The following is a 24,748-nucleotide window of genomic DNA, read 5'->3' on the forward strand; positions in this document are numbered from 1 at the left end:
AACCCCACCACCCCCACTACCCACTCCACCCCCACCACCCCCACCACCCCCACCACCCCCACCACCCCCACCACCCAGGGATGGGCCCGCACATCTCGGATGGGCGTCAGGCGGGCTCCAGCTGATACGGACGGCGTGCCAGAATGGCTGGGAAACGTTTTCTCGGCCAGTTTCGGGAGCTTGGACACATGGCAGACGAATCGGCCGGACGGCTCACGTACCGCAACCCGGTGCTCAACGCCGACTGGCCCGATCCGGACGTCATCCGCGTCGGTGAGACCTACTACCTGGTCACGTCGAGCTTCAACCGCGCCCCTGGGCTGCCCGTTTTGCGCTCGCCCGACCTGTTGCGCTGGGAGCTGATCGGCCGCGCGCTGCCCGCTGTGCCACCGGCGCAGCACTTCACGGTGCCCCGGCACGGCGGCGGGGCGTGGGCGCCCTCCATCAGGCATCACGACGGCCTGTTCTGGATCTTCTACCCCGACCCCGACCATGGGGTTCATGTGCTGACGGCGACGGATCCGGCGGGGCCGTGGTCGGCGCCCCACCTCCTGCTCCCCGGGCCTGGCGTGATCGACCCCTGCCCGCTTTGGGACGACGACGGGCGCGCCTGGCTGGTGTTCGGGTGGGCGAAGAGCCGCAGTGGCATCAGCAACCGGCTGTCGCTGGTGGAGATGACGCCGGACGCCCGCGAGATCATCGGCACGCCCGTCACCGTCATCGACGGGGATGCCCTGCCCGGCTACTCGACGCTGGAGGGGCCCAAGGTCTACAAGCGCGACGGCTGGTACTGGATCTTCGCCCCGGCCGGGGGTGTCGCGACCGGCTGGCAGTCGGTGTTCCGGTCACGGTCGCTGGCGGGTCCGTACGAGGACCGCGTCGTCCTGGAGCAGGGCGACACGCCGGTCAACGGGCCGCACCAGGGGGCCTGGGTCACCACGCCGGAGGGTGAGGACTGGTTCCTGCACTTCCAGGACCGTGGCGTGTTCGGCCGGGTGGTCCACCTGCAGCCGATGCGCTGGGGGGACGACGGGTGGCCGGTGATGGGAGTGGACGGACAGCCCGTCCTGGAACACCCGGCCCCGGCGCGCGCCTCGGCGGCGGTCCTTCACTCGGCACCGGCGCAGGGACCGCACCCGGCTCCGGCCCGTGCTTCGGCGCTGGGACCGCACCCGGCCGGTTCCGGGCAGGCGGAGCCGGGGCGGGACGACGACTTCCGGGCGGGGGAGCTGGGGCCGCAGTGGTACTGGCAGGCGAATCCGGCTCCCGGCCTGCTGCGTCTGGACGGCGACGGTCACGCCAGAGTGCGCGCGCTGCCCAACGACCGGGGCAACCTGCGGAATCTGCCACAGGTGCTCGGCCAGCAGGTGCCCGGTGTGGCCGCGCGGTTCACCACCACACTCCGGCTGGCAGCGGATGAGCCGGGGACCAGGGCCGGAGTGGTCGTGCTCGGCGCCTCTTACGCGTACGTGGGATTGGCGCGCGACCGTGACGGGGTCAGCGTCGAGGTCCGGACGTATCAGGACGGTGATGAGGGCGAGGTGACACGGTTCAGCACACGGCTGCCGGACGAGGCCGCGACCGTCGGGCTGCGGATCGACTCCGACGACGCGGGGGTCTGCGCGCTGCGGTTCCGCCACCGCGCCGGCGACGGCACTGATACGGGCCTGGGCGCGGGTGCTGGCGACGGCGCTGGGAACAGCGGCGCTGATGAGGTCGGTGCTGGCAACCGTGGCGCTGGTGACGGCTGGGTCACCGGATTCGAGGGGTTTCAGGCGGAGCAGGGGCGCTGGATCTCGGCGGAACTCGGCCTGTTCGCGGCCGCCCCGCCCGGATCGCCCGGCGAGGGCATGGCCGTCTTCGGCCCAGTGACCATCCACCCCCGCTAGAACCAATGCGTGCACTGACTTCAAATTCTGGTTGAAGGCAGGGCGGGCTGCGTCAGGTTGTCAACATGTTGTTGTGCGCGAAGGTGGATCTGGCATCATCAATCTGACCTGCATTGACAGTGGATAGACCGCTTTGGTGTGTCAAAAATCTGTGCAACTCTTGCCAAGTTAGTCGCCCGTTTGCAACTCTGTGTTGAGAGCTCGGCGGCGTGTTCACGATCCGCGAACTGCCATTTCCTTGCCGCTCGACCACGGAGGTCTGTCATGAATCAGCCAGCCTCGCCCTTGTTCGAGCGCCGCTCCGCAGAGGTTGGCGCCGAGGCCGGAGAGTGTGCGAACCCTCTCGAGGAGTTCTCGCTCGAGCAGCTCCGTCAGCGCAGGAGCATGAAGTGGCGGGTATATCCGCCGGATGTCCTGCCCTTGTGGGTGGCGGAGATGGATGTCCCGCTCGCACCGGCGGTCGCCGACGCGCTGCGCGAAGCCATCGAGATCGGTGACACTGGGTACCCCACCGGAACCGAGTTCGCCGAGTCGCTGGCCGGCTTCGCCGCGCGCCGCTGGAAATGGGATGGGATGGTGGTCGACCGCGTCGCCTTGATCCCGGACGTGATGATGGGCGCGGTCCAGGTGCTGCGGCTGATCACCGACCCTGGCGACCCAGTCGTCGTCAACTCTCCCGTGTACGCGCCTTTCTACGCCTTCATCGCCCATGACGACCGCCGGGTCATCGAAGCGCCGCTCGGGCAGGACCTCCGGATCAGCCTGGAAACGCTGGAGGAGACGTTCCGGCGTACCAGGGAACAGAGCGGCAAGGGCAAGATCGCCTACCTCCTCAGTAATCCACACAACCCGACCGGCACGGTTCACACCTACGAGGAGCTCGCCGCCGTGGCGACGTTGGCTCGTCGGTACGGAGTCCGTGTCGTCGCCGACGAGATTCACGCCCCGCTCGTCCTGCCAGGCGCTGAGTTCACGCCCTATCTGAGCGTGCCCGGGACCGAAGACGCCTTCTCGCTCATGTCGGCGACCAAGGGCTGGAACCTCGCCGGCATCAAAGCGGCGCTCGCCATCGCGGGGGCTGAGGCGGCCGCTGATCTGCGCCGGATGCCCGAGGAGGTCCACCACGGTGCCAGCTATCTGGGCGTCATCGCCCACACAGCGGCCTTCCGGCACGGGGACGGGTGGCTCGACGCGCTGCTGGCGGGGCTCGACGCGAACCGAGACCTGCTGGGTCGGCTCGTCGCCGAACACCTGCCCGGGGTCGGATACGCCAGACCCGAGGGAACCTACCTGGCCTGGCTTGACTGCCGGTCCCTCGGCATCGCCCCGGAAGAAGACGCCACGGGGCTCGCGGTGGTCACTGACCTGGCCGGTCCCGCACGGCTGTTCTTGGAGCACGGCAGGGTGGCCCTGTCCTCCGGCCACATCTTCGGAACGGGAGGAGCCGGGCACGTCCGCCTGAACTTCGCCACTTCCCAGGCCGTCCTCACCGAGGCGATCACCCGAATGGGACGCAGCGCGGCTCTCCACGCGCGCTAGCCGAACGAACCCCGCCCCGACGCGTCGCGGACATCAACTGGTTGTGGAGGTCGCCCAGGAACTTCGCGGAAATTGTTGGTCCATCGAGGTCTGCGCCTCGATATTCTCACGATGGTGCAGCGAACCGGGTCTGGAGAGCTCGGCCGGTTTCCCGGCGCTGAACAGAGGACGGTGTCACGTATGGAACGGGCGTCAGACAGCTCGATGCTTCCGGCACCTGCGGCCCTGGAGGGGATGGACGCGGAGTGCATCAACCGCGTTCTCGAACTCCTTGTCGCTCCTCTCCAGGCGGCGATGACCCAGCCGACCGAAGTGGTGCTGCATGACCTCCGCCGCATTCCGAACACCGTTCGCGCGATCGCCGGGACGGTCACCGGCCGGCAGGTCGGACACCCTCCCACCGACAAGCTGCTCGAACGTGTCGCCGCGGGCGACCTGCGTCACGAGATCGGCTACCGATCCCAGCTGCCGGACGGACGCAACCTGCAGAGCACGACGATCGTGTACACCGACGACGAGGGCCGCCCCGCGGCAGCGCTCTGCCTGAACACCGATGTGTCTGCTTGGGTCTCACTCAGGTCCGCCATGGACCGGTTCGTGCTCGGGCACGACCTGACGTCCATGCCTCCAGCGCCGTCCATGCCTTCGGCCGACGCGGATCCCGCCAAGCCGGCAGCCGACCATCAAGGGGAGTCCTTCCCTCACAGCGTCGAGGAACTGTCCGCCCTGCTGCTGGAGGCAGCCATCACGGCGGTCGGGGTCCCGGTCGAGGAGATGCGGAAGGAACACAAGCTCCAGGTGATCGCCGAGTTGGAACGCCGCGGGTTCTTCCTGGTCAAGCAGGCACCCGAAACGGCGGCCGCCGCACTCGGAGTCAGCCGCTTCACCATCTACAACTACCTCAACGAGCTGAACGGCTCCGCTGAGCAATCCGCTTGACCTCGCCGCATGTCCGCCGGACACGCGCGTCAAGAGCCGGGGACGGGGCCTGTGCTGCCACGGACCTCGATCCGGGGACGGAAGCTGAGGTCGTGGTCCGGCTTGTCCCCGTTGAGCAGCGCGTGCAGCCGCTTCCACGCCTCCTCGCCCAGCTCGACGACCGGCACCGACGCCGTGGTCAGCGGCGGCGTCGTGTACTTCGCGAACGGGATGTCGTCGAACCCGGTCAGCGACAACTGCTCCGGCACGCGTACGCCCCGCTCGTTCAGCGCGCTGAGCAGCCCCATCGCCACCAGGTCGTTGAACCCGAGCACCCCGGTCGCCCCCGACGCGAGCACCGCGTCCGCCACGGCGTGCCCGCGCTCGAACGTGACCCCGCACGGAATGCCGAGCACATCGGCGTCGGGATGCTCGGCGCGGAACCGGGCGAGTCCGGTCCGCCGCCGGGTGTTGGAGACGCTGTCGGGATCGCCCTCCAGGTAGGCGATCCGGCGGTGCCCGAGCTGATAGAGGTGCCGGGCGAGCGGCTGGATGCCCGCCTCGTAGTCGGCGGTGAGGGTCGGCGCCGGGACGTACGGACTCTCGCGGTTGATCAGGACGACCGGCGCCAGCTCGGGCAGCAGGACCCTGAGCCTGTCCTCCGGCATCCTGGGCGCGCAGAGCACGATCGCGTCGCAGCAGCGGCGCGCCTCCAGCGCCAGGGTGCCCTCCTCGTCGGCCGTTTCGAGGGAGTCCGCCACCAGTACGTGGTAGTTGTCCCTGGCGGCGGCGCGGGTCAGGCCGCGCAGCACGCTCTGGAACGTCGGATTCTCCAGGTCCGGCACCAGGATGGCCACGCGCTGCGAGCGGCCCAGCACGAGCGATCGGGCCAGCGGGCTGGCCGAGTAGTGCAGCTCGCTCGCCACGGCGCGGACCCGCTCGGCGATCGCCGGGTCCACGTGGGCGTTGCCGTTCATCACCCGGGAGACCGTGGAGATGGAGACCTCGGCCTGCTTCGCGACCGCGGTGATGGTCGCCGGCCTGCCGCTCGCGCCCCTGGCCATGCGCCGTCCTTCGTGTGACTCGCTGGAGGTGGCTCGGGAATGCCGCCGAGAAAACCCTTTCAAGCGATGATAGCCGCAGCCGGGGAGGGGACTCCGTCGCCGCGTCCTGGTCACGTTTCACACGCGCATCCACGCCGCGGCCCATCTGACGACGGTCAGGCGATCGCCTCCAGCCCCGCGACAACACCTCCGCTCAGCAAGCCGACGACCAGGATCAGCGGGCTGCCCTTGAGGGCGGCCACGGCGTGGAAGCGCAGGTCCCGGTACTCCCGCATGCCCTCGGTGCCCGGTAGCACCATCAGGCGGGGGCGCAGTCCGGCGAAGACGATCCAGTCGAGCACCACCAGGTCGTACACCGACAGGGTGAGGAACATGAGCGCCCCCGCCACGGCGGCCGGGCCGAAGCCCAGGTCGGTGCCGAGGTCCGCGCGCAGGCGGAGCATCGCCGCGACCGTCAGGGGCACGCAGCACAGTCCCCAGAAGAGCACCCCCACCCAGGCCGCCACCCGGCGGCCGCGCGCGCTCTTGGGTTTGGCGTAACGCTCCTGGATGGCCGGCGGGTAGTCGTTCAGCAGGAAATCGCGGCTGACGAACGCCCCGGCGAAGATCGCCACGGTGAAGAGCGCGCTCATCACCAGCCCGAATCCCACTCCGTATTCGACGACCAGAGACCACCGCATGCCGTTTCCTCCTTGGTAAGGGTCGCCTAAGTGTGGAGGGGGATACGGCTTAAAGTCAACGGTGTGTGAAGTTCAACGGATCCGGCTAGCATGGCTCGGTGCCCGCCCGCCGCCGACGCCCCGAAGTCCGTATGGGCAGGCCCACTCTGACCAGGGAACGGATCGCCCGCGCGGCCCTGCGCGTGCTCGGCCGGGCCGGTCCGACGGAGCTGACCATGCGCAACGTCGCCGCCGAGCTCCAGGTCTCGCCGCGCGCCCTGTACAACTACGTGAGCGACCGCGATGACCTGCTGCGCGAGGTGCTGGCGATCTGCCACGCCGACCGTCCCGAACCGCGCCTGGATCCGGGGCGGTGGCGTGAGAGCCTGCGCGACTACTGCCTCGACCTGCGGTCCTGGTACCGGGCTCACCCCGGCCTGCTGGCGCTCGCCCACGCCGAGAACCTCACCCACCTGGCCACCCCCGGCCTGCTCGACGCCGACGACGCGTTGGTGGACTTCTTCCTCGCGCTCGGGCTGAGCCCGCAGAACGCCTACCGGGCCTGGACGATCACCGTGCTCCAGGTGGCCGGTTTCGCCGAGATCTGGGACACCTGGCACGACCGCCCGCCCGCTGGGCTGCTCTCCGTCGCGATGCCGTCGGCGCCGCCCGCCCAGGGTCGGCCGCATCTGGGGCGGATCGGCGAGGAGGCCATCGTGGAGCCGCCGGACGTGCTGTTCGAGTCGGTGGTGGTCATGCTGACCGCCGGTATCGAAGGGGCCCTTCTCCGCCCGGCCTCGGGAGGCGCCGACACTCCGGCCTGAGCGTCGGCCGATCCGTTCGGCTGTACGTCGTGTCAGTTGTACGTCGTGGCGCCGCCGGTGTGGCAGCTGATCTCCATGCCGTCCTCCACGGGGAAGGCGACGCTGACGTATCCGTTGGCCGGATCGCGTACGTAGTCCAGATAGTCGGCCATAGAGGCGAAGGTGACGTCGTCGGCCACCACCAGCGCGCCTGGCGCCAGCCGGGGCTCCAGTAGCCGGAGCACCGGCACGCTCAGCTCCTTCCACCCGTCCAGCAGCACCAGGCCGATCGGTCCCGGTACGTCGGCGAGGGTGTCCAGGGCGTTGCCGGGCAGGATCGTCACCACGCCGCCGAGACCGGCCTCGTCCAGGTTCGCGCGGGCGGTGGCGACCTTGGTCGCGCTCATCTCGGTGCCGTACACCCGGCCAGTGCCGTTGTCGGTGACCGCGGCGGCCAGGTACACCGTGGAGATCCCGAACGAGGTGCCGAACTCGACGACGGTCTCCGGGCGGGCGGCCCGTACCAGCGTGTAGAGGAGGTCGCCGCCCCGAGCGGAGATCGGCAGGTACAGGGCGGCCAGGGCGTCGGCGCGCTCCTGCGCGGTGGCGGTCTCCAGGGAACCGCCGGGGAGCGGTCCGCGGGGCGCGTCGTCGTCGAGTGCCGCGGCGGCGAACAGCCGGTCGAGCACGGTACGGACCAGCGGAGAGTGCAGGGTGTTTGTCATGACGCATAGATTAGACGCGCCGTTGCGTCTTGTCTATTGGGAAGTTGTGTGCCCGTACGATCGGGATTGTGGAGAAGCGTGAGCTGGGCAGGACGGGCAGGCAGGTCGGCGTGGTCGGCCTCGGGGCATGGCAGCTGGGCGCCGACTGGGGCGCGGTCGGAGAGGATGACGCGCTGGCGACGCTGCACGGCGCCGTCGACGCCGGGGTGACGTTCATCGACACCGCCGACGTGTACGGCGACGGGCGCAGCGAGCGGATCGTCGGGCAGTTGATCAAGGAACGCCCCGGCCTGACGGTGGCCACCAAGATGGGGCGCCGGGTGCCGCAGGAGGTGTCGGCCTACACCCTGGACAACTTCCGGGCCTGGAACGACCGGTCCCGGAAGAACCTCGGCGTGGACATCCTCGACCTGGTGCAGCTCCACTGCCCGCCGACTCCGGTCTATTCGGACCAGGCGGTCTACGACGCGCTCGACACCATGGTCGAGGAGGGCAGGATCGCGGCGTACGGCGTGAGCGTCGAGACCTGCGCGGAGGCGCTGACCGCGATCGCGCGGCCGAACGTCGCCACCGTGCAGATCATCCTCAACGCCTTCCGGCTGAAGCCGCTGGAGGAGGTGCTGCCGGCGGCGGCCGCGGCCGGGGTCGGGATCATCGCCCGGGTCCCGCTGGCCAGCGGGCTGCTGTCGGGCCGGTACGACGAGCACACCCGCTTCTCCGACGACGACCACCGCGCCTTCAACCGGCACGGGGAGGCGTTCGACGTCGGTGAGACGTTCTCGGGCGTCGACTACGACACCGGGCTGCGGGCCGTGGCGAGGCTCAAGCCGTTGGTGCCGGAGGGGATGACGACCGCCCAGTTCGCGCTGCGGTGGATCATCGACCAGCCCGGCGTCAGCGTGGTCATCCCCGGGGCCCGCGACGCACGGCAGGCCGGCGCCAACGCCGCCGCGGCCGGGCTCCCCGCGCTCACGGAGGAGACACAGGCGGCGATCACCGCCGTCTACGACGAGCTGATCCGACCCCAGGTCCACGACCGCTGGTAACCCCGATTGCTGCTGGCCAGAGCGGCGGGCCGGGGTCGGGGCGGGGCCGGCCGTGCCGTCCGTGAAGCGGCCCGGCGCCGTCTGCGGCACACGTGAAGCGTGCCCGGCGCCGAGGGCACCGGGCACGCGAGGGTGCGTGGAAGGGCTGTTCTCAGCCGGTACGGAGCGTCAGCCCGTACACGCTGAGGATCTCGTTGACCGGCTGGAAGTAGGTCGTCCCGCCGCTGCTGCAGTTTCCGGAGCCGCCGGAGGTGACGCCCTGGGCCTGGCTGCCGGAGATGAACGAGCCGCCGGAGTCGCCGGGCTCGGCGCACACGTTGGTGCGGGTGAGGCCGGTGACGGTGCCCTCCGCGTACCGCACGGTGGCGTTGAGCTGCTGGACGGTCCCGCAGTGCCAGCCGGTGGTCGAACCGGAGCGGCAGATGGAGGAGCCGACGCCGGCCGCGGTGGAGCCGCGGACGGTGACGTTCGCGCCGCCCGCGCCGCGTACGTACGGCGTAGCGGTGTTACCGGGGGCGGCGACCCAGGAGTAGTCGTTGCCCGGGAACGAGGCGCCCTGGAAGGTGCCTGTCGGGTTGGTGGTGTTGTTGGCTACCCGGCAGTGCCCGGCGGAGACGAAGCCGGGGGTGCTGCCCTTGGTGACGGCGAAGCCGATGCTGCACCGGGCGCCGCCGATGTAGTAGGGGGCGCCGCCGACGATGTTGATCAGGGTCCGCGGCTGCTCGCCGGAGACGGTTACGCGGATCGCGTTCTTGTCGACGCCGGCGGCCGTGGCGAGGGCGTCACCGGCCGCCTGCTGCCCGGCGACGATGACGACGCTGTTGGTGGTCACGTCGATGTACCACAGGGACGCGCCGGCCTTAGCCTGGTCCGACGCCCGGTCGATCTGGTCCTTGACCGCGGTGAGCTGGGCCAGCGTCCGCGAGACGAGCACGGGTTGCGCGCCCTTCGCCTCGATGGAGCCGGTGGTGGCCGGGTCCGTCGTCGCGACCATGAGCTTGGCGGCGTCGGCGGTCAGCCAGGATCCGCCGTAGGAGGCGCCGAGCGAGGACGTCAGTGCGGCCTCCGTGGCCGCCGCGCGCTGCTCGTTGGCCAGCCGGGTGATGACCTGCTGCTCGGACAGGCCGAGGTCGCGCTCGAGGGAGTCGATCACGGACGGCGGGGTCGACTCCGAAGGGACGGGAGACGGGGAGGCCGCCACGGCGGGGGTTAGGGGGGTGGTGGCCAGGCAGGCCGCCACGATGGTGGCGCCTAAGAGAGGCCAGCGCTTACTCCGCATGTGCACTCCTTTGTGGGGGTGCCTGTCAAGCTAGCGGTTGGTAGGGATTGGCATAGATGGCAAACGACCCCTATCACGGTGGTATGGCCCCGGCTCGCGGTGGTGGGACGGCCCTCCGGTGGTGGGACGGCCCTCCGGTGGCTGGTCAACCAGCCCCCCAGCGGTTGGTCGGCCAGGCCCCCAGCGGTGGGTCAGCCGCCCAGGCCGCGGACGATGAGGTCGACCGCCGCCTCGAAGGTGCGGTCGGCCTCCTCGGTGTCCTGGCCCTGGCCGATGTGCCCGGCCGTCTCGGCGAACACCAGGCCCGCCACGAACCCGTACAGCACGTCCGCCGTCCGCCGCAGCTCCCCCTGCGGCACGCCCGCCGCCTCCAGGATCGGGAACAGCACGCCCCACAGGCCGCTCCTCCGGTCGGCGGTGATCTCCGGGTGGGCGTACACATAGCGCCACATCTCCGGGTGGTCGGTGGTGAGCCGGCGATAGGCGCGCGCGAGGATGCGCAGCCGCTTCTGCCAGGGCAGCGACTCGTCCGGCGGGAGATCGAGGCGCTGGACGTTGGTGTCGCAGATCTGCGTGAGCAGCGCCATCTTGTTGTCCACGTGGTGATAGAGCGACATCGGATTGACGTCGAGCTCGGCGGCCAGCTTGCGCATCGACAGCCCTTCCACGCCCACCTCGTCCACCATGCGCAACGCCGTGGTGTAGATCTCCTCGAGGGTCAGCGGGGTTCCCCTGCGCGCGCTCACTGCCATACACCGTATGGTAGCGTGAGCCATACGGTGTATGGCTACCCGAAAGGAGTGCTGATGAAAGAGATCCCCGCCCCTCGGGGGCTGCCGATCGTCGGAAACGCGTTCCAGGTGCCCGCGCACTCGCCCATGACCTACTTCGAGGAGGTCGCGCGGGCGCACCCGGAGGGCATCTATCAGCTCGACCTGCTCGGTCGTCAGGTCGTGGTGATCCACGATCCGGACCTGGTGGCCGAGGCGTGCGACGAGACGCGGTTCCGCAAGGAGATCAACCCGCCCTTGTCGATCGTCCGTGACTTCGCCGGTGACGGGCTGTTCACGGCCAGGCCGGACGAGCCCGTCTGGGGCCACGCGCACCGGATCCTCATGCCGGCCTTCAGCCAGCGGTCGATGAAGGCGTACTACCCGCAGATGCTGGAGGTCGCCGACCGGCTCGTGGAGTCCTGGGCGGGGCGTCCGGGGCAGGATCTGCCGGTGGCCGACGACATGACCAGGCTCACCCTCGACACGATCTCGCTGACCGGGTTCGGCTACCGGTTCGACTCCTTCGACTCGCCTGAGCTGCACCCGTTCCTGACGGCGATGGGCGGCGCGCTGACCGAGGCGATGCTGCGCAACCAGCAGCTCCCGTTCGTCACCAAGCTCAGGCGCAAGCAGGAGGTCGCCTACCGGGCCGACATCGAGCTGATGCGCGAGCTGGTCGACGACGTGATCAGGCGGCGCCGCGCGGAGGACGGCGCCGCCGCCAAGGACCTGCTCGGCCTGATGCTGGAGGCATCCGACCCCAAGACCGGCGCCCGGCTCTCCGACGCGAACATCCGCGACCAGGTCCTCACCTTCCTGATCGCCGGACACGAGACCACCAGCGGCCTGCTCTCCTTCGCGCTGTACAACCTGCTGCGCGACCCCCACACCCTGGCCAGGGCCTACGACGAGGTCGACCGGCTACTGCCGGGCGACGAGCCGCCGGCCTACGAGACGGTCATGAAGCTGGACGTGATCTCCCGGATCCTGGAGGAGACGCTGCGGGTGTGGTCCCCGATCCCGGCCTTCTCCGTGAACGCCATCGCGGACACCACGCTCGGCGGTGAGTACGAGGTGGCGGCGGGGGCGCCGGTCATCGTCCTGCTGCCGTCGCTGCACCGCAACCCGAGGGCGTGGGAGCGGCCCGACGAGTTCGACATCGACCGCTGGCTGCCCGAGAACAAGCGTGACCATCACCCCGGCGCCTACAAGCCGTTCGGCAACGGCGAGCGGGCCTGCATCGGCCGCCAGTTCGCGCTCACCGAGGCCAGGCTGGCGCTGGCGATGATCCTGCGGCGCTTCGCCGTCTCCGACCCCACCGTTTACAAGATGAAGATCAAGCAGACGCTCACCCTGAAGCCCGACGGGTTCACCGTCCGGGTGCGCGAGCGCCGTCCCCACGAGCGCGTCACCGTGCTCGGGCAGCCGATCGAGGTGGAGGAGCAGCAGGACATCGCCGTCACCGGCGTCGCGCTGACCGTCGCCTACGGCTCCAACCTGGGCACCTGCGCCGACATCGCCGAGCGGCTGGCCGAGCGCGCCGGGCGGGCCGGTTTCGCCACCACGCTGACCACCCTCGACGAGCTGGTCCCGCCGAGCGAGGGGCTGCTCCTGGTGGTCGCCTCCTCCTACAACGGCAAGGCGCCCGACAACGCCCAGCGCTTCGACGCGCTGGAGGAGCTGCCCGACCTGTCGGGAGTACGGCTGGCGCTGCTGGGCTGCGGCAACACCCAGTGGCCCACGTACCAGGACTTCCCCCGCCGCGCCTTCGCCAAGCTGACGGCGGCCGGTGCCGTACCCCTGATCGAGCGGGGCGAGGCCGACGCCGACGGCGACTTCGACGGCGACGTGTCGGCGTGGACCGCCAAGCTGTGGGCGGCGACGGCCGAGGAGTACAGCGCCTCGGCCGCCGACGCGGGCCCCCGCTACCAGATGGAGGTGCTCAGCGAGGCGGAGGTACGGCCCGCGGTGGTGTCCGCGCGGGCGTTCCCGCTGACCGTGGTCTCCAACGAGGAGCTGACCGGCGACCCGGCCGGGCTGTGGGACTTCTCGCTGGAGGCGCCGCGGCCCGGTGTGCGCTCGATCGTGGCGCGGCTGCCCGAGGGCGTGACCTACTCGGCGGGCGACCACGTGGCCGCCTTCGCCAAGAACGACCCGGAGCTGGTGGAGTGGGCGCTGCGCTGCCTGCGCGTCCCGCGCGAGCAGGTCGTACGCCTGCGCACCGGCGGGGCCACCCACCTGCCCGTGGACACGCCGGTGACGGCCGGGCTGCTGCTGACCGAGTTCGCCGAGCTGCAGGAGGTGGCCACCAGGTCGGACCTGGCGGCCCTGGCCGCGCACACCTCGTGCCCGTGGACGCGCAGCCAGCTCGACGCGCTGACCGCCGACTACGCCGACGAGATCCTGGCCAAGCGGGTCTCCCCGCTGGCGCTGCTCGACCGCTTCCCGGCGATCGAGCTGCCGCTGCCGGTCTTCCTGGAGATGGCCGGGCCGATCCGGCCGCGCTATTACTCCGTCTCCTCCTCGCCGCTGGCCGACCCCGCCCTGGTCAGGATCACGGTCGGGCTGGTGGAGGGCCCCGCCTGGTCGGGCAGCGGCGAATACCGCGGGATGTGCTCGGCCTACCTGGCCGGGCTGGCTCCCGGGGAGAGCTTCTACGGCTACATCCGGGTGCCCGCGCCGCCGTTCCGGCTGCCCGAGGACCCCGCCACGCCGGTGATCCTCGTCGGTCCCGGCACCGGGTTCGCGCCGTTGCGGGGGTTCCTGGAGGAGCGGGCGCTGACCGGGGCCACCGGACGGGCCGAGGTGTTCGCCGGGTGCCGCCATCCTTCGCATGACTGGCTCTACCGGGACGAGGTGGAGGGCTGGGCGTCGGCTGACGGGGTGCACGTCACCGTGGCCTACTCGGCGGTGGCCGGGCATCCGTACCGGTTCGTGCAGGACGCGATCGCCGCGCGGGGCGAGGCGGTGTGGGAACTGCTGGAGGCTGGGGCGTACGTGTACGTTTGCGGCGACGGGCTGCGCATGGCGCCCGCCGTACGGCGGGCGTTGCTCGCCATCCACCGGGACAAGACCGGGACGGATGGAGAGGCGTGGCTGGCCGCGCTCGAAGAGCAGGGTCGTTACCAGCAGGACGTCTTCGCCTGATCTCCGCGTTCTTGGGCGCCACCTGCGGCTTTCCGCAGGTGGCGCTGGGCGAACCTTTATCCCGAAACCCGGATTAGCGGACCATCCTTGGATATAAGTGCAGCATGCGTGACATATCCGTGGAACATGCTGGAAACCTTCCACGGGCACTGTGAGAGCCTCTGGAAAGGGGGCGGGTCATGCTGCTCAGACTGAGGGTGTCGTTGCCGGACCGGCCCGGGGGGCTGGGCCAGGTCGCGCGGTCACTCGGTGCGTTGGGTGCCGACATTTTGCAGGTCACCGTGCTGGAACGGGAGACGGGCCGGGCGGTGGACGACTTCACGGTGTCCTGGCCGGGGAAGGTGACCCCGGACGAGGTGCGCGACCGGCTCTCGGCCGTCCCGGGCGTACGCGTCGAGGGGGTCTGGCCGACCAAGGACCTCCCGGGCTCGGCGCCCGACTACGACCTGCTCATGCACGTCGCGTCGGAGCCGTCGCGGGGGATCGCGACGCTGGTGGACGCGCTGCCGGGGCTGTGCGGCGCCGAATGGTCGATAGCGCTGGCGGGCGACGTCGTACGGCACGCCAGTCTGGGCGCGCCGGAGGTGTTCGAACTGCTGGAGCCGCCGCTCAGGGCCGCCACGCGCGCGGCCGACGACCTGCGGCTGATGCTGCTGCCGGTCGCCACGCACGGGCTGCACGTGGTCGTCGCTCGCGCGGCGGGACCGCACTTCCACCGCGCCGAACTCGACCGGGCCGCGCGCATCGTGGCCGTGGTCTCCAAACTGTCCTCGGTGCTGCCCGCCCCCAACTGACTTTCCTTCGCGGTGCCCTAATGTCGGTGCCGTGCCTCGACGATCATGGATTCTGTGGAGTGCGGCGTTAGCGGTCACGCTGATTCCCGATGTCTTCTTCTGGATTCGATCGTTTCTGGGCGGAGATGACGGCAGCCAGAGCTACATGTGGATGTCGGTGGGTTCGTGCCTGGGTAACCAGATCAACGACCTGATCGGGTATCCGGAACGCGTGATCAGAGACCTCCCCCTTTTCTGGTTCGGCGGGGCGCCGATGATCGTCGTGGCCTTCGCCTGCTGGTACCTGAGCGTGCGGACCGGGCGTGACCGGCTCGGCCGGATCATCGCCCGCTCAGGCGCCGTTACCTTGCTCTTCTTCCGCGTCCCGGAGCTGCTGCTGTTCACGCTCGACGGGGCGCTGGGCCCGCGATGCCTGGAGGCGTGGGGTCCATCCGAGATGCTGAGCTGGAACGCGGGCATGAACCTCTACTTCCTGGCGCCGCCGATCCTGGTTCTGCTCGCGGGGCGTCCAGCTCGCCGCGGGTTCGTCCGCAGAGGCCGCTTCTCCCGTACGACGGTCGCGATCCTGACGCTGATGACGACCCTCCTGGTCGTGGACCAGGCGGCCCCTCCCGGCAAAGTGAGCAGCGAAGGCGAGCTCGACTGCGCCGGTTTCGGGGGCGGCACCGTCCACGACCTGACCAAGGCGGAAAAGGACTTCCTGTGCCAGGTCCGCGGCTATGCCCCCTTCATCAACGACGGCATCGAGGGCTGGGCCGAAGCTCCTGATCGGGTGGTCCTGACTCAGGGCCGCGACCTGTGCCGTCTAGCCGAGCAGTACGGCGGCGAGCTCAACGCCCCTGCCGTGCGCGAAGCACCGCACGTGGCGCTGGCCGGCGCGCTGGGGTCGATGTGCCCCGCGGTGGCCCGGGCCCAGGAACTGGCCGGTCGGCGGCAACAGGAGGAAGAGGACGCGTACACCGCCAAGATGGAGAAGGCCTGCGCCGTGCATCCCGCGCACCGCCCGAAGATCAAACCGGTCCGGCGACACCGCGCCACCGTGTGGACCGAGTTCTGGACCATCAACGGCTGGGAGGACGGATACGAAGGCGCCGCTCCCGACCTGGTCAAGGAGCTGGTCGGCAGCGAACGGGGCGCGCTGAGCGTCTGGGCCGCCGACGAGTCCGGGTACGCCTGCGTGACCACCGAGTCCTACACCCGGCGGCCGCCGCTGGAGACCAAGGGGTGGAAGGAGGTGGTCGAGGTCGCCTACGAGAGCCCGACCGGCTCGCTGAGCCTAGGCGACGGCATGGGGGCCACGTCGCCCAAGCTGACGACCAGCGGCCCCGGGTCCTACCGGGTCCGGGTCCACCTGCGCGGCCGTGAGCGCGTCTACCAGGTCCCCTACCCTCCGGACGGCGCGGTCGAGCTGCTGATCATGGTGTTCCCCGGCAAGGGGAAGGAGCCGACCGTCTACCGGTGACGGTCTGTCCGAGGGGATGATCCTCCGACGCGCGTATCGTTGGCCCCGGCCGTGGTAACGCTTGAGGAGGAACCGGTGGATTTCGAGCTGAGCGACGAGCAGAGGGCCTTCCGGGAGACCCTGCGGGCCTTCGTCGACAAAGAGATCATGCCCGTCGCCATCGAGTGGGAGCACTCCGGGCGATACCCCACGGAGATCGTCGACAAGATGAAGGCGATGGGGCTCTTCGGCCTCAGCGTGCCCGAGGAGTACGGCGGGCTCGGGGCGGACATGGTGTCGTTCGCCCTGGTCTTCGAGGAGATCGCCCGGGGCTGGATGGGGGTCGCCGGCACCATCGGATCTCACTCGCTGGCCTGCTGGATGATCGCCCGGCACGGCACCGAGGAGCAGAGGTCGCGCCATCTCCCGGATCTGGCCACCGGAGCCCGCCGTACCGGGATCGCGCTCACCGAGCCCGGGGCCGGGACGGATCTGCAGGGCATTCAGACCAGGGCGGTACGCGACGGTGACCACTATGTCGTGACCGGCACCAAGACGTGGATCACCAACGCCCGCCACGCCGATCCGCTGCCCGTGCTGGTGAAGACGTCCGTCACCGAGCCCGCGCACAAGGGGATGTCGGTGCTGCTCGTCGATCCGGCGGCCGAGGGGTTCGGAGTCAGCCGGGACCTGCCCAAGCTCGGCTACAAGGGGACCGAGACGTGCGAAGTCGTGCTCGACGGCGTGCGCGTGCCCGTGGACGCGCTGCTCGGCGGGGTCGAGGGGCGCGGCATGCAGCAGGTGCTCGGCGGGCTGGAGATCGGGCGGATCAATATCGCCGCCCGCGCGGTCGGCGTCGCCCAGGCCGCCTACGACGCCGCGCTCGGCTACGCCCGCGAGCGCAACGCCTTCGGCCAGCCCATCGCCGACTTCCAGGCCGTACAGCTCAAGCTGGCCGACATGGCGACCGAGATCCAGGCGGCCCGGCTGCTGACCTACTGGGCGGCCTCTCAGGCCGACAGCGGGAAGCGGGTCGACATGGAGGCGGGGATGGCCAAGTACTTCGCCTCCGAGGTGGCGTTGAAGGCGTCGCTGGAGTCGATGCGCATTCACGGTGGATATGGCTATTCGCAGGAGTTCGTGGTCGAGCGGCTCTACCGGGACGCGCCGCTGATGGCCATCGGCGAGGGCACCAATGACGTCCAGCGGCTGGTGATCGCCCGATCGCTCGTCTCCGGCAAGAACCACGTCGGGTGGTGATGGCTCGGCGGGCGCGGTAGAGCACGCGACTTGTTGGGCAAGTGAGGTGCTATGACCGGTAAGCACGATTCCAGCTCTTCAGGGTCGCCAGCTTCGTCGGGCGCTTCGGGCGCTTCGGGCTCTTCGGGCGAACACGGGCACGGGCACGGTCATGAGCATGTGCATGGTCACGGGCATGAGGGCAAGCGTGGGCGCGGCGGGATCAGAGGGCTGCTAGCGAAGGCCGGGCATGCCCTCGCGCCGCACAGTCACGACAGCGCCGACAAGACCGACGCCGCCCTGGAAGGCAGCAGTCGCGGGCTGCGCGTGCTGGCCGTCTCGTTCGGTGTGCTGCTGGTCACCGCCGCCGTCCAGGCCGTGATCGTCGTCATGTCCGGCTCTGTCGCGCTGCTCGGCGACACGCTGCACAACGTCGCCGACGCGCTCACGGCCGTACCGCTCGCGATCGCCTTCTCGCTCGGCCGCCGGGCGGCCACCCGCCGCTTCACCTACGGGTACGGCCGAGCCGAGGACCTCGCCGGCATCGCCATCGTGCTGATCATCGCCGCCTCGGCCGTCCTGGCCGGGTACGAGGCGGTCACGCGGCTGTTCCACCCCCAGGACATGCGGGCCGTCGGGTGGGTGGCCGCGGCGGCCGTGGTCGGGTTCCTCGGCAACGAGTGGGTGGCCCGCTATCGGATCGGGGTCGGCAGGGAGATCGGCTCCGCCGCGCTGGTCGCCGACGGGCTGCACGCCAGGACCGACGGCTTCACCTCCCTCGCCGTGCTCATCGGCGCGGGCGGCGCCGCACTGGGCTTCCCCCTCGCCGACCCGATCGTCGGCCTGCTCATCACCGTCGCCATCTGCTTCGTGCTGCGCGACGCCGCCCGTGAGATCTATCACCGGCTCATGGACGCGGTCGACCCGGCCATCGTCGAGGAGGCCGAAGCCATCCTGGGCGGCGTCGAGGGAGTGGAACGCGTCGGCTCCGTACGGCTGCGCTGGATCGGCCACGCGCTGCACGCCGAGGTGGAGATCCTGGTGGGCCACGAACTCTCCCTCGTGGACGCGCACGCCGTGGCCGTGGCCGCCGAACACCGCCTCATCCACGGCCTGCCCAGACTGCGCGCCGCCACCGTACACACCGACCCGCACGGCCCGGCGGGCGCCGACCATCACGCCCCGCTGACCAGCCATCGCTGACGATGGGGCATCACTCGTCCGGGTCAGGGTAGGTTGATGCGGGTGTCGATCGCCCCCGCCACGACCACACCCACCACGGCCCCCGCCCCCGCGCGCCTCGCCTGGCTCGACGCCCTGCGCGGCATCGGGGCGCTCGCCGTGGTCGCCGAGCACCTGCTGCCCTGGTTCCTGCCGGCGCTCCGGCCCTTTTGGTTCAATCTCGGTGTCTACGGCATCCTGGTGTTCTTCCTGGTCAGCGGCTACATCATCCCGACGTCGCTGGAGCGGCACGGCGATGTGCGGACGTTCTGGGTCAGCCGCGCCTTCCGCCTCTACCCGCTCTACCTCGCCGTGGCCGCCCTGGTGCTGGCGGCGGCCTGGTGGGTGCCGGTACGCGCGGAGGTGCCCCGCGACGGCACGGCTGTGGCGGCGCACGCGACGATGCTGCTCGACGTGGTGGGCGTCGGGGGTGTGGCCGACACCATGTGGACGCTCTCGTACGAGATGGTGTTCTACCTGCTCGTCACCGCGCTGTTCGTGACCCGGCTGCATGAGCGGAGCGGGTTGTTCGCGGTGCTGTTCGCGGCCGGTTCGGTGGTGGTCGGGCTGCTGGTCGGCGGGGCGCTGCTGAAGGGCGGTTGGGTCGCGTACGCCTCCGGGGCCGCCTTCTTCGCCGGGCTGGCGTGCGTGATCTCGGGCAGATTCCGTACGGCGGCGGCGTGCGCCCTGGGCCTGATGGCGGTGGCGCTGCTGGTCCTCGGCAGCCGGGTGCCGTGGATGGGGGTGGCCGTGCTGGGCGTCATGTTCGCCGGGACCGCGATCCACCGCTGGGAACGCGGCACGGGCGGGCTGTGGCCGGTTGCGGTGACCGCCGGGCTGGTCGCGCTGGCCCCGATCTGGGCGATCGAGGCGGGATGGTGGTGGGTCGAGCCGGACGTGTGGATCACCACGATCGCGCTGGCGGCGGCCACCTTCGCGGGCGGGATGACGCTGCGGGGGCGGCGGGTGCCGCGGGTGCTGACCTGGCTCGGGCTGATCAGCTACTCGCTGTATTTGGTGCATCATCCGCTGCTGAAGTTCTTCGTGGAGGTGAGCGGGGATCTGCGGCGGTCGCCGCTGCCGCTGCAGATCGGCATGGCTACCTTGGCCATGGTGCTGGTCCTGCTGGCCAGCGCCCTGGCTTACCGCTTCGTCGAGAAGCCGATGCAGTCGTTAGGCCGTCGGGTGTCCCGTCGCGCCGCCTAGGGCGGTTCGTCACGCGACCGCCTCGATCCGTGTGACGGTCCGTCGTGGCTGGGGTCCTTTTGGCGGGATACCCCCTTCGGGGGAGCGGAAGGAGACGGTCCGTGTGGCTGGGGTTTCGTGGAGAGGCAACCTCGTCGAGGGCGGACGGACGACGACCGGCTGGCGCTCAGGGAGTCGTGACGCACCGCCGTGGCTGGTCCAGGGCTGTGACGATCTCCGGGTGATGGGCCAGTGCCTGCCGTACGACGGGATCCTCGGTTGTCAGGAACGCCAGGTGCCGGATGGCGTGGGCCACCACATTGGCCACCTCGACGCGGCCGGGCGCGGGCGTCGCGGGTGCGTCACCGGCGACGATCTCCAGCACGGGCAGGTCGATCGCGGGCAGCCAGGGCTCAGGGTCCGGGCAGACGGCGTACGTGAGCACGATCTCGCCCTCGGGGCGGCAGCGCCAGCTCGTGGAGTGCACGACGGTGGACGGCGCGTCGGCCGGGATCCCGCTGACCCGCCGCGCGGCCTGGTCGGGGGTCTCCCCGGGGGCGGGCACGGCGGTGGCGTGCCGGTACGCCCACTTACTGTCACTGCCCGCCCGTAGCATGAGCGTCTCGACCGAGACGACGTGTCTTCCCGTCACCTCCGACAATCTACTGCCAGTGATATGCAGAAGCGATCTATTCGCAGAAGGCCGTAGGTAGGGAGACGCGAAGAGAGAGGCGGACAGCCATGCCCGGGTTGCTGGTGCTCATGGGGTCGGGCGAGACGAGCCCGACCATGGTGGAGGTCCACCGCTCCGCCGCGCGGCGGCTGCGGCCGGGCGCGCGGGCCGTGCTGCTCGACACCCCCTACGCCTTCCAGGAGAACGCGGCCGACATCTCCGCCCGTGCCCGTCGCTACTTCGCCCGGAGTGTCGGCCTTGAGATCGAGGTGGCGACGGGAGCGGCCGGAGCCGACTGGGTGTTCTCCGGTCCCGGCAGCCCGACGTACGCCCTCGATCAGTGGACGGCCGCGCCCACGGCGGGCGACCTGCGGGCCCGTGTCCGCGCCCGTCAGGGCGTGACCGTGCTGGCCTCGGCCGCCGCCTGCACGGCCGGCCTCGCGACGGTGCCGGTCTATGAGATCTACAAGGTGGGCGCCGAGCCGCACTGGCGCGAGGGCCTCGACCTGCTGGCGGCGCTCGACCTGCGGGCGGTGCTGATCCCGCACTTCGACAACGCCGAAGGCGGCACCCACGACACCCGCTACTGCTACCTGGGGGAGCGGCGGCTGTCCCGGATGGAGCGGGAGCTGCCGCCGGGCACGGCCGTTCTCGGCATCGACGAGCACACCGCGGTCGTCATCGACCTCGACGCCGAGACCGTCGAAGTGGCGGGCCGCGGCGGGCTGACCGTACGTCGTCCCGGCTCGCAGGCGGTCCTGCCCGCCGGCACCCACATCGGTCTGGGGGAGGTCCGCCGCCTGGCCGAAGGCGGTTGCGTCACCGCCGCGCCGTCGCCCCGGCCCGCCGCCGTCACCGCGCCGGCCCAGATCACGCTGGAGGAGACCATCCGCTCCTGCGAGCGGCGCTTCCAGCTCGCGGCGGCGGCGCCCGACCTGGGCGCCGCGGCCCGCGCCGTCCTCGACCTGGAGGCCGAGCTGGTCAAGTGGGCGGCTGACACCGAGGAGGACGCGGGCGGCGTCGACGAGGCCCGGGAGCTCATGCGGTTGCTGATCGCCCGGCTGGCCGAGGTGGCCACCACCGCCGACCTGCGCGCCCTCGTCGAGGCTCTGCTGGCGCTCCGCAACGACCTGCGCAGGCAGGGCCGCTACGAGACCGCCGACGCGCTGCGGGCGGCGATGCTCAGCGGCGGCGTGCTCGTCGAGGACACACCTGACGGGCCGCGGTGGACCACCTCTCGGTAACCGGCCTACTGTCGGCGCAGCAGAGACACCACCATATGCCGATCCCCACCCAGGTGGCTCAGGCGATCGTCAGCCGGAGGAGCGGTGCCACGGTTGGGGCCTCGGGCAGGCCGCGGCCCGCTGTGACGAGGGCCGCTACGCGGTCGGGGTCGAGCGCCCGCCCGGCGTTCGTGCGGAACTTCACCGCGAGCTCCTCCGCCGTCAGCGGATGTTCCGGGCCGCCGCGTGAGGAGTCCACCCGGTGCTCCAGCACCGAGCCGTCGCGGCGCCGTACCCGCAGCACGGCCGCGAACGCGTGCGGGAAGATCTCCGTCGCCCGCTCGTCCGCCACGCAGCGCACCCGCTCGGCCAGCGCCAGCCGTTCGGGATCGAGGGCGGCGAAGTCGTCCAGTGCCAGCCCCAGCCCGCCGCCGCCGTGCAGCGCCGCCGCGACCGTGTACGGTCCCGAGAACTTCGCGTGGTACGGCGACTGCGGCCTGACCTTGTCGGCCCGGGGCTCGGCGATGGTACGCAGCACCGGAGCCGCGACCCCCAGCTCGACCTCCTCGATGTCGGCGGGGGACAGGCCGCCGGCGCGCAGGGCGAGGGCGCAGTCGATGGCCGGATGGGTGAAGTGGTTCGTCGGATACGGCTTGTAGACCGTGCGCAGGAGTTCCCACCGCTCGCCCAGACCCGACAGCAGCGCCTCGGCGTCGAACCGGCCGTCCAGCCACGCCTGGAAGAAGCCGAACCGGCCCTCCAGCACCGTGGGCGGCCCCGTCAGCCCCTCCAGCGCGAGCACGGCCGCCGTGACGCCCGAGTGGGCCGCCCAGCCGCAGTGCACCCGCTTGATCGTGCCGCCCGTGCGGTTGGCCTCGAGGACGCCGGCGCCCATGCTGGCCGCCACCCCGACGGCGTGGGCGATGCCGGCGGCGTCCAGGCCGTACAGCAGCCCGGCCGCGACCGCCGCGCCGAGCGTGCCGCAGATCGAGGTGGCGTGCTGGCCCTTCTCGAAGAACAGCGAGTTGCCGGCCTCCGGCAGGTAGGAGGCCATGCCGAGCCGGTTGCACACCTCGACGCCGGCCGCGACGGCCGCGATCAGCCGCTCGCCGGAGGCGCCCGTGGCCTCGGCGGCGGCCAGCGCGGCGGGCACCACGGGAGCGCTCGGATGCAGTACGGACGGCAGATGCGTGTCGTCATAGTCGAGCGCGTGCGCCAGCGTGCCGTTGACCAGCGCCGCCGAGGGCGCGGGCAGCCGGTCGCCGCTTCCGATCGCGATCGCCTCCCCGGCCCCCTGCCACCGTCGTACGGCCCGCAGCACGGCCGGGGCCGCGTCACCCGCCGGCTCCGCGTAGGCGGCCAGGCAGTTGCCGAGCACGTCGAGCACCCGGCCCGTCACGTCGTCGCGTACCTCGGCCGGGACGCCGCGATCACGGCAATCCACGGCGAATTCCGCGAGCCGCTGAACATGAGTGGTCATTTCCGCTCCCGATCAGGCGATGACGGCGAGCGGGCGGACCGGGGCGCCCGTGGCACCGACGATCGGCAGCGGGTTCAGCACCAGCAGGAACTCGCGGACTCCCGAGTCGAGCAGTTCGGCCAGCCGCATCGTCTCCACGATGTTGATGCCCGACTCCACCAGCATGATCCGGTGCACGGGGAGCGTGGCATGCCCGCGGCCCGCCGCGATGTGCTCGAAGGCGATGGTCTCGCCGCCCACGACACGTGGCCGCCGCGCGGCCAGCCAGCGGCCGGCATCGGCGCCCGGACCCGGAACGCCGTTCCGCTGACCGACGAAGTCGTCTCCCGACTCCCACAGCCGCGACCAGCCGGTCCCGACCAGTACGGCGTCGCCCGCGCGGATCTCCAGGTCTCCGGCGGCCCGCTCCAGATCGTCGGCGGTGACCTCATAGCCGGCGGGCAGCGTGGCCACCCCGTGCACGGCGGCCACGTCGAGCAGCAGGCACCGGCCCACGTACGGCTCGAACCCGTCGATGCCCATGACGCTGAACCCCTCGTGCGACATCACCTCGCCCGCGGGCTGCCCGCCGTACAGGAGGCCCTCCTGGGAGACGTGCGCCAGAGCGTCGACGTGCGTGCCGACGTGGCCGCCCGTGACGATGATCTCGTTGGCGGCCGAGCCGCCGTCGGCCCTGACCATGTCGCCGTGGCGGCGTTCCAGGGCCATCCGGAACGGCGGGTGGTTGGGGGACTGCGGCATGCCCTTGCGCATCGGCTGCGCCAGGTCCAGCACGCGCGAGCCCTCCAGGGCCTTCCACAACGACGACATATCCGGTGGCTCCTTGTGTTCCAATAGTAGGAATGCTGTTCCCGACAGTACACATGATTCACCGGGGAAGGCCCACCATGCCCAGCCAGACCGCCGTCACCGTCGAACGGGCCGCCGACGTCCTCGTCCGGTTCGCCGAGGCGGGCACGGACACGCTCGGCGTCACCGAGCTCGCCGAGAGCCTGGGCATGTCGAAGGCGGCGGTGCACCGGGTGCTGGCCTCGTTCAGGAGTCGGGGGCTGGTCGTGCTCGACGAGGAGAGCAGGCGCTACTCGCTCGGGCTGACGGCGATGCGGCTCGGCCTGGCCTACCTCGACCGCATCGACGTACGGCGGCTGGCCGCGCCCGAACTGCCCGCCCTGTCGAGGCTGACCGGCGAGACCGCCACCTTGTCGATCAGGACCGGCGACACCCGCGTCTACATCGACCAGGCGACACCCGAGCGGGAGGTGATCATGTCGGTCTCACTGGGCGTGCCGTATCCGCTGCACGCGGGCGGTTCGTCCAAGGCGTTCCTGGCGTTCCTCCCAGAAGCGGATATCGACCGCTATCTCGCCCGTTCCCTGGAGAGCCTGACGCCCGCCACCGTCACGGACCCCGGCCGCCTGCGCACCGACCTGACGCTCATCCGCCGCCGCGGCTACGCGATGTCGATCGCCGAACGGCAGAGCGGCGCGGCCTCCGTGGCGGCCCCCATCCTCGACCACCACGGCCGACCGGCGGCGGTCATCAGCGTGTGCGGCCCGGCCGACCGCTTCATGGCCGAAGCCGACGCCTGCGCCGCCGCCCTCCTCCAGACCACCGACCGCCTGTCCGCCCACCTGGGCCACCACTGACCGT

Annotated in this window: 21 protein-coding genes; 13 read left to right on the forward strand and 8 right to left on the reverse strand. The window is 70.9% G+C overall.

Features of this window, described 5'->3' with window-relative positions; genetic code table 11:
* The first annotated feature begins 188 nt into the window (after positions 1-188).
* The 3 genes from AB0J16_RS56670 (at position 189) to AB0J16_RS56680 (ending at position 4,367) form a co-directional block, all read left to right on the forward strand.
* The gene (locus AB0J16_RS56670; RefSeq protein WP_358556812.1) at positions 189-1,889 is read left to right on the forward strand and encodes a family 43 glycosylhydrolase; all 1,701 of its coding nucleotides are present in this window, start codon (positions 189-191) and stop codon (positions 1,887-1,889) included.
* A gap of 384 nt (positions 1,890-2,273) precedes the next feature.
* Positions 2,274-3,428 carry a MalY/PatB family protein gene (locus tag AB0J16_RS56675; protein WP_358556815.1) on the forward strand — a complete coding sequence of 385 codons (1,155 nt, stop codon included), beginning with the start codon at positions 2,274-2,276 and terminating at the stop codon, positions 3,426-3,428.
* A 180-nt stretch (positions 3,429-3,608) separates the two neighbouring features.
* Positions 3,609-4,367, forward strand: a complete 759-nt coding sequence (locus tag AB0J16_RS56680) for a PAS domain-containing protein (protein WP_358556818.1) — start codon at positions 3,609-3,611, stop codon at positions 4,365-4,367.
* 29 nt (positions 4,368-4,396) lie between these two features.
* Here the strand turns inward: AB0J16_RS56680 and AB0J16_RS56685 are convergent, their stop codons facing one another.
* Together AB0J16_RS56685 and AB0J16_RS56690 are read right to left on the reverse strand one after the other, a co-directional pair.
* Positions 4,397-5,410: a LacI family DNA-binding transcriptional regulator gene (locus AB0J16_RS56685; RefSeq protein ID WP_358556821.1), complete on the reverse strand. Its 1,014-nt coding sequence runs from the start codon at positions 5,408-5,410 to the stop codon at positions 4,397-4,399.
* A 155-nt stretch (positions 5,411-5,565) separates the two neighbouring features.
* Positions 5,566-6,090 carry a hypothetical protein gene (locus AB0J16_RS56690; protein WP_358556824.1) on the reverse strand — a complete coding sequence of 175 codons (525 nt, stop codon included), beginning with the start codon at positions 6,088-6,090 and terminating at the stop codon, positions 5,566-5,568.
* Between the two features lie 98 nt (positions 6,091-6,188).
* Between AB0J16_RS56690 and AB0J16_RS56695 the strand changes: the two genes are divergently transcribed.
* Positions 6,189-6,893, forward strand: a complete 705-nt coding sequence (locus tag AB0J16_RS56695; RefSeq protein WP_358556826.1) for a TetR/AcrR family transcriptional regulator — start codon at positions 6,189-6,191, stop codon at positions 6,891-6,893.
* 32 nt (positions 6,894-6,925) lie between these two features.
* Here the strand turns inward: AB0J16_RS56695 and AB0J16_RS56700 are convergent, their stop codons facing one another.
* Positions 6,926-7,597 carry a class I SAM-dependent methyltransferase gene (locus AB0J16_RS56700; RefSeq protein WP_358556829.1) on the reverse strand — a complete coding sequence of 224 codons (672 nt, stop codon included), beginning with the start codon at positions 7,595-7,597 and terminating at the stop codon, positions 6,926-6,928.
* Positions 7,598-7,665: 68 nt separating this feature from the next.
* On the opposite strand from AB0J16_RS56700, the gene AB0J16_RS56705 reads away from it, so the two are divergent.
* A complete protein-coding gene (locus AB0J16_RS56705; protein WP_358556832.1) occupies positions 7,666-8,643 on the forward strand; it encodes an aldo/keto reductase in 978 nt (325 codons plus the stop codon).
* Between the two features lie 151 nt (positions 8,644-8,794).
* Here AB0J16_RS56705 and AB0J16_RS56710 read toward each other — a convergent pair whose 3' ends face one another.
* Positions 8,795-9,922: a S1 family peptidase gene (locus AB0J16_RS56710; RefSeq protein WP_358556835.1), complete on the reverse strand. Its 1,128-nt coding sequence runs from the start codon at positions 9,920-9,922 to the stop codon at positions 8,795-8,797.
* Between the two features lie 191 nt (positions 9,923-10,113).
* Complete coding sequence (locus AB0J16_RS56715) at positions 10,114-10,674, reverse strand: WHG domain-containing protein (RefSeq protein ID WP_358556838.1); 561 nt, start codon at positions 10,672-10,674, stop codon at positions 10,114-10,116.
* A gap of 54 nt (positions 10,675-10,728) precedes the next feature.
* On the opposite strand from AB0J16_RS56715, the gene AB0J16_RS56720 reads away from it, so the two are divergent.
* From AB0J16_RS56720 to AB0J16_RS56745, 6 genes are all read left to right on the forward strand, one after another.
* Positions 10,729-13,842, forward strand: coding sequence for a cytochrome P450 (locus tag AB0J16_RS56720; RefSeq protein ID WP_358556841.1), 3,114 nt, complete (start codon positions 10,729-10,731; stop codon positions 13,840-13,842).
* A 179-nt stretch (positions 13,843-14,021) separates the two neighbouring features.
* Positions 14,022-14,636, forward strand: a complete 615-nt coding sequence (locus AB0J16_RS56725) for an amino acid-binding protein (protein ID WP_358556844.1) — start codon at positions 14,022-14,024, stop codon at positions 14,634-14,636.
* A 145-nt stretch (positions 14,637-14,781) separates the two neighbouring features.
* Positions 14,782-16,098, forward strand: coding sequence for a hypothetical protein (locus tag AB0J16_RS56730; RefSeq protein WP_358556847.1), 1,317 nt, complete (start codon positions 14,782-14,784; stop codon positions 16,096-16,098).
* Between the two features lie 75 nt (positions 16,099-16,173).
* Positions 16,174-17,337, forward strand: coding sequence for an acyl-CoA dehydrogenase family protein (locus AB0J16_RS56735; RefSeq protein WP_358556850.1), 1,164 nt, complete (start codon positions 16,174-16,176; stop codon positions 17,335-17,337).
* A 159-nt stretch (positions 17,338-17,496) separates the two neighbouring features.
* Entirely contained in the window at positions 17,497-18,519 is a 1,023-nt protein-coding gene (locus AB0J16_RS56740; protein ID WP_358556853.1) for a cation diffusion facilitator family transporter, read from the forward strand.
* A gap of 42 nt (positions 18,520-18,561) precedes the next feature.
* A complete protein-coding gene (locus AB0J16_RS56745) occupies positions 18,562-19,743 on the forward strand; it encodes an acyltransferase (RefSeq protein WP_358556856.1) in 1,182 nt (393 codons plus the stop codon).
* 166 nt (positions 19,744-19,909) lie between these two features.
* On the opposite strand, the gene AB0J16_RS56750 is transcribed toward AB0J16_RS56745, so the two are convergent.
* A complete protein-coding gene (locus AB0J16_RS56750) occupies positions 19,910-20,374 on the reverse strand; it encodes a hypothetical protein (RefSeq protein WP_358556859.1) in 465 nt (154 codons plus the stop codon).
* Between the two features lie 89 nt (positions 20,375-20,463).
* Between AB0J16_RS56750 and AB0J16_RS56755 the strand changes: the two genes are divergently transcribed.
* Positions 20,464-21,639, forward strand: coding sequence for a hypothetical protein (locus tag AB0J16_RS56755; protein ID WP_358556865.1), 1,176 nt, complete (start codon positions 20,464-20,466; stop codon positions 21,637-21,639).
* Between the two features lie 58 nt (positions 21,640-21,697).
* Here AB0J16_RS56755 and AB0J16_RS56760 read toward each other — a convergent pair whose 3' ends face one another.
* Both AB0J16_RS56760 and AB0J16_RS56765 read right to left on the reverse strand, forming a co-directional pair.
* Positions 21,698-23,098 (reverse strand): MmgE/PrpD family protein, encoded by a 1,401-nt coding sequence (locus AB0J16_RS56760; RefSeq protein ID WP_358556867.1) that lies wholly within the window; start codon positions 23,096-23,098, stop codon positions 21,698-21,700.
* A 12-nt stretch (positions 23,099-23,110) separates the two neighbouring features.
* Complete coding sequence (locus AB0J16_RS56765) at positions 23,111-23,908, reverse strand: cyclase family protein (protein WP_358556870.1); 798 nt, start codon at positions 23,906-23,908, stop codon at positions 23,111-23,113.
* A 77-nt stretch (positions 23,909-23,985) separates the two neighbouring features.
* On the opposite strand from AB0J16_RS56765, the gene AB0J16_RS56770 reads away from it, so the two are divergent.
* Complete coding sequence (locus AB0J16_RS56770) at positions 23,986-24,744, forward strand: IclR family transcriptional regulator (RefSeq protein WP_358556873.1); 759 nt, start codon at positions 23,986-23,988, stop codon at positions 24,742-24,744.
* The last annotated feature ends 4 nt before the right edge of the window (positions 24,745-24,748 follow it).

Source organism: Nonomuraea sp. NPDC049750, from assembly GCF_040659625.1.
Lineage (GTDB): Bacteria > Actinomycetota > Actinomycetes > Streptosporangiales > Streptosporangiaceae > Nonomuraea.